Origin of the sequence: Candidatus Poriferisodalis sp. (genome assembly GCF_965203655.1) — a bacterium.
Taxonomy (GTDB): Bacteria; Actinomycetota; Acidimicrobiia; order Acidimicrobiales; family Poriferisodalaceae; genus Poriferisodalis.
In genome coordinates, this window is record NZ_CBDBDD010000009.1 from 540702 (window position 1) to 553569 (window position 12868).

Sequence of the window (12868 nt, forward strand, 5' to 3'; positions counted from 1 at the left end):
CTGCAGGCATCAATCCGTCATGATCCGGAGCGCGCGCCCGATAATGGCCTCGCGGTGCGCATCGGGATCCACGCCGCTCTGCTCGAGCGAGAGACGGATCGTGCCCACGGCTGCCGCCGCCCGGACGCGTTCGGTGACGTCTTGCGAGGATCGCGTGAGCCAGGCGAAGAGATCTCTGGCTTGGGCTCGTAGGCGCTGACCGACCGCACTCTTCTGGACGTCGACATCGTCGGCAACGAGACGGAACACGACGATGTCACGCGCCAGCAGGTCGAAGTAGTCGTCAAGAACTTCCCGCAGTGCATCCGGTGTCGGTTCCAGCTCGGCCATGCGGACGATGATTGCTTCGCCATCCCGTTCCATCGGGGCCAGAACGCCGGCAAGCACGTCCTCCTTGCCCGTGAAGTGGTAGTAGAGCGCTGCGGGCGTCAGGTTGAGTCCCGAGGTGAGTTGCCGGACGGACGTGCCCCGGTATCCCTGCCGCGAGAACAGCTCTCGAGCGCGCCGCAGGATGAGATCCCGCGTGTCCGGGGGCGCAGCCTCGCCCTCGCTCTCCGACGGGCCGCTGGGACCCGCGACGGCCTCGGAGGTCGCCACATCGCCAAGCTACTGCTGCCGTTCCGCGCCCTGTGTCCCCGTGTCGGCGCGTTGCCGCCGCATGGTGCATGATGGTGGCCGCTCGGCCCATGGGCCGAGCGGCCGACGAGACGGGAGAGGTCACAGTGGAGATCAGCGTCACGGTGAACGGCGAGACTCGCAGCGGCGATGTCGAGCCGCGCACGCTGCTCGTGTACTGGCTGCGGGATGACCTGCGGCTGACAGGAACCAACGTGGGCTGCGACACGTCCTCGTGCGGCGCCTGCACGGTTCACGTGAACGGCGAATCTGTGAAGTCGTGCACCATGCTGGCGGTGCAGGCCGATGGCGAGGACATCGGTACGATCGAGGGTCTGGCGCCATCGGATGACGAGCTGCACCCCATGCAGGAGGCCTTCCGGCAGAACCACGGCCTGCAGTGCGGCTACTGCACGCCGGGCATGGTCATGGCAGCGGTATCGCTGCTTGAGGAGAACCCCAGTCCGACCGAGCGAGAAGTGCGCCTCGGACTCGAAGGGAACCTGTGCCGTTGCACGGGGTATCACAACATCGTCAAGTCGGTGCTGGCCTGCGCGGCCGGCGAGACCTCGGCCTGAGAGGAGCACTGCAATGATCCCTGCAGCATTCGACTACGTACGGGCTGGCTCCGCCTCCGAGGCCATCGCGCTGCTCGGCGAGCACGGCGACGAAGCCAAGCTGCTGGCGGGCGGCCATTCGCTGCTGCCGATGATGAAGCTGCGACTGGCAGTGCCCAGTGTGGTCGTCGACATCGGCCGCGTGACCGACCTCAGCTACATCAACGATGGCGGCGACCACATCGCCATCGGTGCGCTGACCCGGCATCGTGCGCTCGAGACGAGCGATCTGCTGGCCGCCGAGTGCCCCCTACTCGGGCACGTGGCGGGCGAGGTGGGCGATCCTCAAGTCCGCCACCGCGGCACGATCGGTGGCTCGCTGGCGCACTCGGACCCCGCGTCGGATCTTCCAGCTGCCGTTCTGGCGCTGGGAGGCACGCTCGTGGCACAAGGACCGGGCGGCAGCCGCGAGATCGCGGCCGGTGACTTCTTCACCGGCTACTTCGAATCGGCGCTGGCCGACGACGAGATGCTCACCGAGATCCGGGTCCCGAAGGCCCCTGGCGCCGGCTGGAACTACCAGAAGTTCAACCGGCGGGCGCAGGACTGGGCCATTGTCGGCGCAGCCGCGGTAACGGTGAACGGCGGCACGAACGTGGCGCTGGTGAACATGGGCTCAGTGCCGCTTCGGGCCAGCGCTACCGAGGCGGCGCTGGCAGGCGGGGCGTCGGCCGCCGAGGCCGCCGAGCAGGCCGCTGAAGGCACAGATGCCCCCACTGACCTGAACGCCACGCCTGACTACCGCAACCACCTTGCCCGGGTGCTCACTCGGCGGGCGCTTGAGGCAGCCGGCGTTTCGTAGCGCCGCAGCTCAGTTCTAGAGCAGCTCAGTCCAAGAGACCGGTGGCTTGGCCACCGTCGATCAGCAGGCCCGTGCCGGTGATGAACTTCGCCTGCTCGCTGCACAGGAACGCCACCGCTGCGCCGAAGTCGTCGCAATCGCCGCAGACGTTCATCGGGTTGCTCTTGGCGGCTTGCTCCTGATCCATCATCTTGGCGACGCGGTCGCTCCAGTGGGTGCCGGGCTGAGCTGAATTCACCGTCACGCCTGTCGGGGCCAATTCCCGGGCGCTGAGCTTGAGGAAGCTGGTGAGTCCGGCCCGTGCCACCGAGCTGGCGAACAGGAACGGGATCGGCTGCTTCACGCCCACGCTGGTGATGGCGCATACCCGGCCCCAGCCCCGCTCACGCATCGGCGGGATGGCCACCCGGCACATCTCGATCATCGCCTTGCAGTTCATGTCGAAGGCCATCTGGTAGGCGTCGATCTCGGTGTTGTCGAACATGCCCGGCGGGGGACCTCCGGCGTTGGTGACCAGGATGTCCACCGAACCCAGGCCTTCGATGGCTTGCTCCACGAAGCTGCGTCCGTCGGCCGGGTCGCTCAAGTCGGCGGTGATGGTCAGCACTTCGCCGTCGATCTGTGCCGCTGCGGCCGCCAGGCGATCCGGATCCCGGCCGCAGATGGCCACACGCACGCCGTCGGCGGCCAGCGCCTTTGCCGAGCCGAGTCCCAGCCCTGCCGAACCGGCAGCTACCGCGGCCGTCCGTCCTGCAATTCCCAAGTCCATGGCCCGTCCCCTGTCTCGCCGGGCTGGATTGGCCAGCCCATCTGTGATCGCCCGGAACCGTAGCCAACGGTTGACCGCCCCTGCGCACCCCTCGTGAGCCGTAGCATCCAAGCGTGAGCGTTACCGCTGTGGCGCCGACGCATGACGAGCTCGTGGCCCAGATGACAGGCGGCATGGCACGGCCCGATCTGCCTGTCTTCGAAGGCTCAGAGCGCCTGCGTCCCGACGGCCGGCCCATGCCGGCATTTCGTGCGCAGTTGCGGCGCATCCCCAACTTCATCAACGCGATCGAGGTTCTTGCGACGCTGGCGGCGCCGGTGGCCGTCATCGCAGCCGTTGTGGCCATCGGCCATCCGCTCGCTGTGGTCGCCGCCGTGCCCGTCATCGGCACGCTGCAGCTCCGGTGGTTCATCCTCCATCACGAGGCGGCGCACCGGCTGCTGTTCTCGAACCGCTGGCTCAACGACCGCATCGGCATCAATCTGCTGGGCTGGCTGCCGCTGGGCACCGGCTCGCACTTCTACCGCCGGGGCCACGCAAACCATCACCGCGACGAGTTCGGTCCCAAAGAGCCCGATTTCCTGCTCTATTCCTTCTACCCGATCCCAGCAAGATCGCTGGGCCGGAAGCTGATGCGCGACCTCGTGGGCGTCTCGGCGTGGCGCATCACCAAACCTCGCTTTACCGGGCTCGTGAAGCTGAAACATGTGCCGCTCAGCCTGCGTTTCTTCGCCGGGCAGGCAATTGTGTTCGGCCTGTTCTGGTTGGCCGGACAGCCGTGGCTGTACCTGCTGCTGTGGGTGCTGCCGTGGTTCACCTGGTACCAGCTCATCAACCGATTGCGGGCGATTGCCGAGCACGGCGGCATGACCCGCACCGACGACCGGCGCAATACGACGCACCACATCCGCCAGAGCTGGCTGGCGCGCGTGCTGTTCGTGCCGTACCACGTCGGATATCACCTGGCTCACCACGTCGATTCAGGCGTTCCCGCCCGCAATCTCAAGCGACTGCAGCGGGCGCTGGAAGAGGATGGCTACCTGCCGCCCGAGGCCGCATGGCCCACCTACCGATCGCTGTGGCGTGCCCTCGCCGCAGGTTCGGCGACAGCCGCTTAGCGCCGACGCTGCTTTACCCGCGTCGTCAACCCGACGGACGGGCGCCGCTGTCGAATACGTTTCGGGGCCATGTCGCGACTGAAGTCAGTTCAACTCGGTTCGAACTGTGGCCTGCAGGTGTCCGAGCTCTGCCTGGGAACCATGAACTACGGCATTCCCGGTCGTGGCCACCAGGGCGACTGGACGCTCGGCGTCTCCGAAGCTCGACCCATCTTCGAGGCGGCCATCGAGCGCGGGTTGTACTACGTCGACTGCGCCGACATCTACGGCGTCGGCGCGGCAGAGGAAGTGGTGGGCCAGCTGCTGCGTGAACTCCTGCCTCGCGAGCAGTACGTGCTGACCACCAAGATCTCCATCCCGATGGGCCGCAACCCCAACGAAGGCGGCCTGAGCCGCAAGCACGTAATGGAAGGCATCGACGCCTCGCTGCGCCGCCTCGGCCTCGACTATGTGGACCAGCTGATCATTCACCGGCACCCCCACGGAGTGCCGCGAGGAGCGCCGACGCCGATCACCGAGACGCTCGAGGCGCTGCACGATGTCGTGCAGGCAGGCAAGGCGCTGTACCTCGGCGCCTCGTCCATGTTCGCCTGGCAGTTCGCCGAGCTGCAGCTCACCGCCGAGATGCGGGGCTGGACCAAGTTCGTCTCGATGCAGAACCACTACAACCTCATCTACCGAGAGGAAGAGCGCGAGATGAACCCCTACTGCATCAGCACCGGGGTGGCGCTGACCCCGTGGTCGCCCCTGGCGCGGGGGATCCTCGCAGGCTCGTATCAGGGCGGCATCGGCGCCGGCACGACGGATCGCTCCCAGGGCCAGGACCGCGACCGCACCGAGAGCCTGTACCGGGGCGAGCGCGACTTCGACATCGCCGCCCGGGTATCAGAGGTGGCCGATCGTCTCGATGTGCGCCCGGCTCAGGTGGCGCTGGCGTGGCTCGTCAACAAGGCCGAGATCACCGCACCCGTCGTGGGGGTGTCCAAGATCAGCCAGCTTGACCAGCTCGTCGAGGCCACCACCATCGAGCTCAGCGCGGACGATACTGCCTACCTCGAAGAGCTCTACCAGCCCGTCGAGAATCTGTTGTCGATCGGTACCAGTTGAGAGCCTCACACCCGTCGGGCCTCCGGATGCACCCGCATCCGCGACTTGAGCAATCCTCATGCCTTTTTCTCGTTTCGTGAGAGATACTGGGCAACAGTGCAGAGGCACCTCTGGCAGGGGAGGTTCGGAAAACAGCGATGGCGTACTTCGATCTGGGCTCGTATCGATGGCCGGTCACGACCCGAGACGCCGAAGCCCAGCTCTGGTTCGACCGAGGCATGGCGTGGTGCTACGGCTTCAACCACGAAGAGGCAATCGCCTGTTTCGAGCGCGCACTGCTGCACGACATCCACTTCGCTATGGCTCACTGGGGCATCGCGTATGCGATCGGGCCGAATTACAACAAGGCGTGGACAGAGTTCGATGACGCTGATCTGCGCGTCTCGCTGGCGCGTGCGCGCTCGGAGGTCGCAGCTGCTCTCGATGCCGCGGGGGGCACTAGCGACCTTGAACAAGCGCTGATCGGTGCACTCGCGCACCGCTACCCGACCGATCCCGAAGCACCCGACACCGATGACTTCGGGCAATGGAACGACGCCTACGCGGACGCCATGCGCGAGGTCTATCGGTCCTGCCGCGACGACCTCGATGTCTGCGCGCTGTTCGCCGAGGCGATCATGAACCGGACTCCGTGGGAGCTGTGGGACCTCGATACCGGCCAGCCGGCTGCGGGTGCGGGGACGCTCGAGGCCGTCGATGTGCTCGAGACCGCCTTTGAGCGGCTTGACCAGATGGGCGCCAACAGCCATCTGGGCCTGCTGCACATGTACGTGCACCTCATGGAGATGTCGCCGCATCCCGAACGGGCGCTGGCTGCCGGTGATCGGCTGGTCGATCTGGCGCCCGACGCTGGGCACCTCGTCCACATGCCCACCCACATCGACGTGCTGTGCGGTCACTACCACAACGTCGTGACGCGCAATTCGGCCGCGATCGTCGCCGATCGGAAGTACCTGGACTTCAAGGGCCCGATGAACTTCTATTCGGCGTACCGCTGCCACGACTACCACTTCAAGGTGTACGGGGCGATGCTGGCGGGCCAGTACGCCCCCGCTCTGGAAGCGGCAGAAGAGATGAACCGCACGCTGCCCGAGGAGCTGCTGCGTACCGGTTCGCCGCCGATGGCCGATTGGCTGGAAGGATTCGTGGCCATCAAGCAGCACGTGTATGTGCGCTTCGGCAAGTGGGATGAGATCCTCGCCCAGCACTTGCCCTTCGACCAGCAGTTCTATTGCGTCACCACGGCGATGATGCGCTATGCGCGGACGGTCGCATATGCCTCGACCAACCGGATCGACGACGCACTGGCAGAACGCGAGGCGTTCGTAGCTGCCAAGGCTCATGTCCTGCCCAGCCGGACGCTGTTCAACAACACCGGCCTCGACATCCTCGCCGTCGCCGAAGCGATGCTGAACGGCGAGGTCGAGTACCGGCGCGGCAACTACAACGTGGCCTTCGACCATCTCCGCCGAGCGGTCGAGCTGGACGACAACCTGCCCTACGACGAGCCCTGGGGCTGGATGCAGCCGACCCGCCACGCATTGGCTGCGCTGCTGTCAGAACAGGGTCAGTTCGAAGAGGCGGAGACGCTCTATCGATCCGATTTGGGCCTGGACAACCAGCTGCGCCGTCCCTGCCAGCACCCCGACAACGTCTGGAGCCTGCACGGATTGCACGAATGTCTCACGCGGCGAGGGGAAACAGTGGAGGCACCGCTCATCCGCCAACGGCTGGATCTGGCGGTCGCCCGCGCTGACGTGCCCATCACCGCGGCGTGCTTCTGCCGGCTGGAGGTCACCGCGCCCGCGTGAGCCTTACGCCGTAGCCTTGGCCTTCGTGTTCACGGCGCCTACCTGCACAGCAGACGTCTCGGCGGCGTTGACCGAGCACGGCTACCTGCCCGACGAGGGTCTCTCCACGGTGGTGTACCTCTCGGTCACGATGGGCCGGCCGCTGTTTCTCGAAGGAGACGCGGGCGTCGGCAAGACCGAGCTGGCCAAGGTGCTCGCAGCGTGGACCGGCGGTGACTTCATCCGCCTGCAGTGCTACGAGGGCATCGATGCCGCCCAGGCGCTCTACGAATGGGACTACACCCGCCAACTCCTGCACCTGCGCACCGCAGAAGCTGCAGGGCGCGCAGCCGTCGACGCCGAGGCCATCGAGGACGAGCTGTACTCGGAGCGCTTCCTGATCCGTCGGCCGCTGCTGCGAGCCATCGATCATGACGACGCCACCCCGGCGGTGCTGCTCGTGGACGAGGTGGACCGGGCCGACGACGAGTTCGAGGCGTTCTTGCTCGAGGTGCTGTCGGATTTCACCGTCACGGTGCCCGAATTGGGCACGATCACCGCCACCCGGCCGCCGTTCGTGGTCGTCACCTCCAACCGGACCCGCGATGTGCACGACGCCTTGAAGCGGCGCTGCCTGTATCACTGGGTGTCGCATCCCTCGGTCGACCGCGAGGTCGAGATCGTGAAGCTCAAGCTGCCTGACGTGGATGGCTCGCTTGCCCGCCAAGTCGCAGTCGCCGTGTCGGCGATGCGCGAGATGCGCCTCTACAAGCCGCCGGGCGTAGCCGAGACCATCGACTGGGCAACTGCCCTCGGTCGCCTCGGTGCTGCCGAGCTCGACTCCCCGATGCTCGAAGCCACGCTGGGCACGGTGCTCAAGTACCGCGAGGACCAGCAGCGGGTCACCTCGGTGGGCATGGAGATGATCATGGCTGCTGTGGCCGAGGCCTGAGCGGCCCCGATCTCCACGCCGCCATGGCAGCCAACGGCACCGAACTCAGCAATCGGGAATCCGGCGTCGAGCGGCCCGCAACCGAAGAACATGTGAACGAGCCGGAGCGCCTGGCGTCGGCCTTCTCGTCGGTCCTCCGTGGGGCGGGCTTGGTGGTCACCATCCGCCGGGTGATGGCCTTCACCGAAGCGTTGCGATTGCTCGGGGTTGGTGGCCGTGACGACGTGTACTGGGCGGGCCGGGCGACCCTGGTGGGCAGTCCGGCCGACATCAGCACCTACGACCGTGCGTTCGCCGTGTTCTGGGAAGGGCGTGAGCCCAGCGGGATGGTCGTCGAGCTGCCGCCGATCTCGGTGACGCTGGCCACCGACAGCGACGACGACAGCGGGGCAGCGCCTCCGGCTGACGAAGGGGAGCCCGACACCGGCCCAACGCTGCGAGTCCGCTACAGCGATGTGGAGACGCTGCGCCACAAGGACTTCGCCGACTGCAGCGACACCGAGCTGAGCGAGCTGCACACGCTGATGGGGGAGCTGCGCTTCCAGGCCGTGACGCGCCGCTCCCGCCGCGGCGTGCGGGCCAAGCGGATTTCCCGTCGCCCCGACCTGCGCCGCACCATCCGGCGGGCCTTGCGCACCGGCGGGGAGGCCATCCGGCGGGAGTTCCTCACAAGCGACCGCAAGCCTCGCCGCCTCGTGCTGTTGCTCGACGTGTCGGGCTCCATGGAGCCCTACGCCCGCGCGCTCGTGCGTTTCGCCCATGCTGCGGTCGTGGGGCGAACGAGGGTGGAGGCATTCACCATCGGCACTCGGCTCACCCGGGTGACGCGTGAGCTGTCGTCGCGGGATCCCGATGCCGGGCTGCGGGCCGCCGCTGATTCCGTGCAGGACTGGTCGGGCGGCACCCGTCTGGGCGCGACCTTGCACGAGTTCAACGATCGGTGGGGTGTGCGAGGCCACGCCCGCGGCGCAATCGTGGTGATCTGCTCGGACGGCTGGGACCGCGGCACCCCCGACGAGCTGGCCGAGCAGATGGCGCGCCTGCACCTGGTTACCCACCGGCTGGTGTGGGTCAACCCGCTCAAGCACACGCCGGGCTATGCGCCCCTGGCCCGCGGCATGGCGGCAGCATTGCCGCACGTCGACGAGTTCATCGAAGGCCATTCCTTCGATTCGCTCGAACACCTGGCTGCTGCCATCGCGGCGTGAGCTGGGCCGAACCCAGCGATCACCCGACGCACGACCTTCCAATACCGCAACAATGTCAACAGGGAGACTGGGCTCATGGACGAGATCTTGGATGACATTGACCGGTGGCGGGCAGTGGGCCAGCGAGTGGCCGTCGCCCGGGTGGTGGACATCGAAGGCTCGGGGCCACGCGACCCCGGCGCTGCGATGGCCGTGAACGAAGAGGGCGAAGTGGCCGGCTCGGTCTCGGGCGGCTGTGTCGAGGGCGCCGTGGTCGGCGAGGCCCTTGAGCTGCTGGGCGGACGACGGGGCCCGGGCATCACCACCTTCGGCTACAGCGACGACGAGGCATTCGCCGTCGGGCTGACCTGCGGCGGCACGATCCACCTGTTCGTGGAGGAACTCGACTGGTGAGCGAGGCTGCGGGCATCTACGAGGCGTTCCGGGACGCCATCCGGGCCGAGGAGCCCGTCGCGCTCGCCACGATCATCGACGGCCCAGATGCGGGCGCGAAATTGCTGCTACAGCCGGATGCACCGACGCTGGGCACGCTGGGCGATCCCGACTTGGATCGGGTGGTGGAGCGTGATGCCCTTGGGATGCTGGATGCGGGCATCAGCGAGGTGCGTCACTACGGCCAGCACGGCGAGGCCCGCCAGATGGACCTCAGCGTGTTCGTGGAGTGTCACGCTCGGCGTCCCCACATGGTGATCTTCGGCGCCGTCGACTTCACCCGGGCGCTGGCCTCCCAAGCCAAGCTGCTCGGCTACCGGGTGACCGTCTGTGACGCCCGAGAGGTGTTCGCCACGAAGCGCCGTTTCCCGATGGCCGACGACGTGGTGGTGGACTGGCCCAATCGCCTGCTGGATCGCATCGGCGACGAGCTGGGTCCGCGCGACGCCGTCTGCGTGCTCACCCACGACCACAAGTTCGACGTGCCCGCCATCGTGGGCGCCCTGCCCACCCGTGTCGGCTACCTCGGCGCGATGGGTTCCCGCACCACCCACGAGAAACGAACCGAGCGTCTGCGCGAGGCAGGCGTGAGCGACGAGGAACTCGAGCGAGTCATGGCCCCCATCGGCCTCGACATCGGAGGCCGCACCCCCGAAGAAACCGCAGTGTCGATCATGGCCGAGATCATCGCCGCCCACACCGGCCGCCAAGCCCCCCGCCTCAAAGACGGCAAGGGCCGCATCCACTAGCCCCGAGGCCCAGCGGCGCGAGGGATGGGCAGGGGCGGGGGTGCCCACGCGCAGTTTGCAGCGCCACAGCACGACCACCGTGCAGCGGGCGGCGCTGCACTGTTTGAGCATGGGTGCCCCCGCCCCTGCCCATCCCGGGCCCAGAATCAAGCACCAGCGGCCCGGTAGCGTCAGCACAATGGACTTCACGCAAAACGAGGACCACGAGGCGATCCGCGAGGGCGTGCGGCGCGTCTGCGCCGACTTCCCCGACGAGTACTGGCGCGAGCGCGACGAGCAGCACGAGTTTCCGTGGGATTTCTACAACGCCATGGCCGAGGGCGGCTGGGTCGGCATCGCCATCCCGGAGGAGTACGGCGGCGGCGGCCAAGGCATCACCGAGGCGTCGATCGTGCTCGAGGAGGTGGCGGCCAGCGGTGCCGCCATGAACGGCTGCTCGGCCCTGCACCTGTCGATCTTCGGCATGGAGCCGGTGCGCAAGTACGGCTCGGAGGCGCTGGCCAAGGAGATCCTGCCGGGCGTCGCCGATGGCTCCATCCACGCCGCGTTCGGCGTCACCGAGCCCGACGCCGGCACAGACACCACGTCGATCCGCACCCGGGCAGAGCGTGACGGCGACGAGTACGTGATCACGGGGGCCAAGGTGTGGACCACCAAGGCGCCGTTCTGCGACGTCTGCCTGCTGCTCGTGCGCACGACGCCCAAGGAGCTGTGTGACGGCCCGACACAGGGCATGACCCTGCTGCTCGTCGATCTGCAGGATCCCGCAGTCGACATCACCCCGATCCCCAAGGTAGGCCGCAACGCGGTGGTCTCGTGCGAGGTGCGCTACGACGGCCTGCGCGTGCCAGTGGACCGCCGTGTCGGCGAGGAGGGTGAGGGGTTCCGCTACATCCTCGACGGCCTCAATCCCGAACGGATCCTGATCTCTGCTGAAGCACTGGGGATCGGCCGGGTCGCACTGCGCCGCGCCGCCGAGTACGCCAAGAGCCGGGTCATCTTCGGGCGTCCGATCGGCCAGAACCAGGGCATCGCCTTCCCCTTGGCCGACAGCCACGCCCGCCTGCATGCCGCTGAACTGGTGGTGCGCGACGCCTCGTGGCGCTACGACAACGGCCTGAGCTGCGGTGAGCAAGCCAACCTGGCCAAGTACTTGGCATCGGAGGCGGCGTTCGAGTGCGCCGACCGGGCCATGCAGACACATGGCGGCTTCGGCTATGCCAAGGAGTACGACGTGGAGCGCTACTGGCGCGAGGCGAGGCTGATGAAGATCGCCCCGGTTAGTCAGGAGATGGTCCTGAACTTCGTGTCGTCCAAGGTGCTCGGCCTGCCACGTTCGTACTAGCCAGGCTCAGCGCCGGGGCCCGAGCGGCCCGTGAGCGCAGCGAACTGGAGCGGGAAACAACTGGTGACGTAACGGGAAGGTTCCTCGATGAGCGCATTCGTGGAGGATCGGCGGCCAGTGTCCACGGCGGGAGTGCTGTTGGCAGCGGGGGCCGGAACCCGTTTTGCAGGTCCGCAGCACAAGCTGCTGGCAGTCATCGACGGCCGGAGCGTGGTCAGCCGGGCTCTGGAGTCGCTGGTCGGGGCGTCGCTCGACGCTGTGGCCGTGGTCACCGGGGCGGTGGATGTCTCCGAGGCGCTCGCGGCGGTGAGCGGCGAGATCGCCCTGATCCCCAATGCTCGCTGGGAATCGGGGATTGCGTCGTCTGTCCGGTGTGCCGCCTCGTGGGCGGCGCAGCAAGGCCATGGCGCGATCGTGGTGGGCCTTGCCGACCAGCCGTTCGTGACGTCGGCGGCGTGGCAGAGCGTCGCTGCCGCCGCGGCCCCCATCGCCGTCGGCACCTACGGAGACCGGCGGGGAAACCCGGTCAGGCTGGCACGCGAGGTGTGGCCGCTGTTGCCGTGCGGCGGCGACGAAGGCGGCCGGACGCTGATGCGGCGATTTCCGGAAATCGTGGTACCGGTAGCCTGCGAAGGGCGACCTGACGACATCGACACCGTGGAGGATCTGCGCCGATGGAGCTGAAGAACGAATTCCGCGTCGACATCCCTACGGAGCAGGCGTGGAACACGCTGACCGATGTCGAGTTCATCGCGCCCTGCATGCCGGGAGCCCAGCTGACCGAGATCGACGGTGACGAATTCAAGGGCGGTGTGAAGGTCAAGGTGGGCCCGATCACGGCCCAGTACAAGGGCACGGCAAAGTTCGTCGAGCTTGACGAGGCCAATCGCCGCATCGTGCTCGAGGCCACCGGCCGCGACTCCCGGGGTGCCGGCAACGCCGCCGCCGAGGTGATCGCGGAGATGACCCCCGACGGCGACGGCACCGTCGTGGCGATCACGACCGACCTGAAGGTGACCGGCAAGGTCGCGCAGTTCGGGCGCGGTGTGATGGCGGACGTGACCGAGAAGCTCATCGGCCAATTCGTGGACTCGCTCTCGGAGAAGCTGTCAGAGGTCGGTGCACCCGGCGACGACGAAGCCGACGCCTCCCCGACGGAATCTTCTGAAGACTCGGCAGAGGCTGCTGCCGAGGACGGCCCGCGCCAAGTCGACATGGACGAGCCCGAGCCAGTGGATCTGCTCGAGACGGCAGGCCGCCCGATGCTCAAGCGCCTCCTGGCGCCCTTGGCGGTCGTGGTGCTCTTCTTCCTCAATCGCCGCAGGCGTCGGCGCCGCCGTCAAGGCTGAGGAACCACCTGGGCG

The 12868-nt window shown here is 67.4% G+C and carries 12 protein-coding genes and 1 pseudogene; 11 read left to right on the forward strand and 2 right to left on the reverse strand.

What is annotated here, in order from left to right:
• Positions 1-9 precede the first annotated feature (9 nt).
• Positions 10-597 (reverse strand): TetR/AcrR family transcriptional regulator, encoded by a 588-nt coding sequence (locus ACOGW9_RS13855; RefSeq protein ID WP_419912222.1) that lies wholly within the window; start codon positions 595-597, stop codon positions 10-12.
• Positions 598-686: 89 nt separating this feature from the next.
• Here ACOGW9_RS13855 and ACOGW9_RS13860 point away from each other — a divergent pair, with 89 nt between their 5' ends.
• Together ACOGW9_RS13860 and ACOGW9_RS13865 are read left to right on the forward strand one after the other, a co-directional pair.
• The gene (locus tag ACOGW9_RS13860) at positions 687-1193 is read left to right on the forward strand and encodes a (2Fe-2S)-binding protein (protein WP_419913087.1); all 507 of its coding nucleotides are present in this window, start codon (positions 687-689) and stop codon (positions 1191-1193) included.
• Positions 1194-1206: 13 nt separating this feature from the next.
• Positions 1207-2034, forward strand: coding sequence for an FAD binding domain-containing protein (locus tag ACOGW9_RS13865; protein WP_419912224.1), 828 nt, complete (start codon positions 1207-1209; stop codon positions 2032-2034).
• A gap of 25 nt (positions 2035-2059) precedes the next feature.
• Here the strand turns inward: ACOGW9_RS13865 and ACOGW9_RS13870 are convergent, their stop codons facing one another.
• Positions 2060-2803, reverse strand: coding sequence for an SDR family oxidoreductase (locus tag ACOGW9_RS13870; protein WP_419912226.1), 744 nt, complete (start codon positions 2801-2803; stop codon positions 2060-2062).
• A gap of 113 nt (positions 2804-2916) precedes the next feature.
• Here ACOGW9_RS13870 and ACOGW9_RS13875 point away from each other — a divergent pair, with 113 nt between their 5' ends.
• The 9 genes and pseudogenes from ACOGW9_RS13875 to ACOGW9_RS13915 all read left to right on the forward strand — a co-directional run bounded on the left by ACOGW9_RS13875 (position 2917) and on the right by ACOGW9_RS13915 (position 12853).
• Positions 2917-3921, forward strand: coding sequence for a fatty acid desaturase (locus ACOGW9_RS13875; RefSeq protein ID WP_419912228.1), 1005 nt, complete (start codon positions 2917-2919; stop codon positions 3919-3921).
• 69 nt (positions 3922-3990) lie between these two features.
• Positions 3991-5028 carry an aldo/keto reductase gene (locus tag ACOGW9_RS13880; protein ID WP_419912230.1) on the forward strand — a complete coding sequence of 346 codons (1038 nt, stop codon included), beginning with the start codon at positions 3991-3993 and terminating at the stop codon, positions 5026-5028.
• 137 nt (positions 5029-5165) lie between these two features.
• The gene (locus ACOGW9_RS13885; RefSeq protein ID WP_419912232.1) at positions 5166-6839 is read left to right on the forward strand and encodes a hypothetical protein; all 1674 of its coding nucleotides are present in this window, start codon (positions 5166-5168) and stop codon (positions 6837-6839) included.
• A 25-nt stretch (positions 6840-6864) separates the two neighbouring features.
• Positions 6865-7770, forward strand: coding sequence for an AAA family ATPase (locus ACOGW9_RS13890; protein ID WP_419912234.1), 906 nt, complete (start codon positions 6865-6867; stop codon positions 7768-7770).
• Between the two features lie 23 nt (positions 7771-7793).
• The gene (locus ACOGW9_RS13895; RefSeq protein WP_419912236.1) at positions 7794-8978 is read left to right on the forward strand and encodes a vWA domain-containing protein; all 1185 of its coding nucleotides are present in this window, start codon (positions 7794-7796) and stop codon (positions 8976-8978) included.
• Positions 8979-9053: 75 nt separating this feature from the next.
• A pseudogene (locus ACOGW9_RS13900) lies at positions 9054-10159 on the forward strand (XdhC family protein).
• Positions 10160-10337: 178 nt separating this feature from the next.
• Complete coding sequence (locus ACOGW9_RS13905; RefSeq protein WP_419912238.1) at positions 10338-11504, forward strand: acyl-CoA dehydrogenase family protein; 1167 nt, start codon at positions 10338-10340, stop codon at positions 11502-11504.
• Positions 11505-11591: 87 nt separating this feature from the next.
• Entirely contained in the window at positions 11592-12188 is a 597-nt protein-coding gene (locus ACOGW9_RS13910; RefSeq protein WP_419912240.1) for a nucleotidyltransferase family protein, read from the forward strand.
• Positions 12179-12853, forward strand: coding sequence for an SRPBCC family protein (locus ACOGW9_RS13915; protein ID WP_419912242.1), 675 nt, complete (start codon positions 12179-12181; stop codon positions 12851-12853). The genes ACOGW9_RS13910 and ACOGW9_RS13915 overlap by 10 nt, the downstream gene beginning before the upstream one ends.
• Positions 12854-12868: the final 15 nt, after the last annotated feature.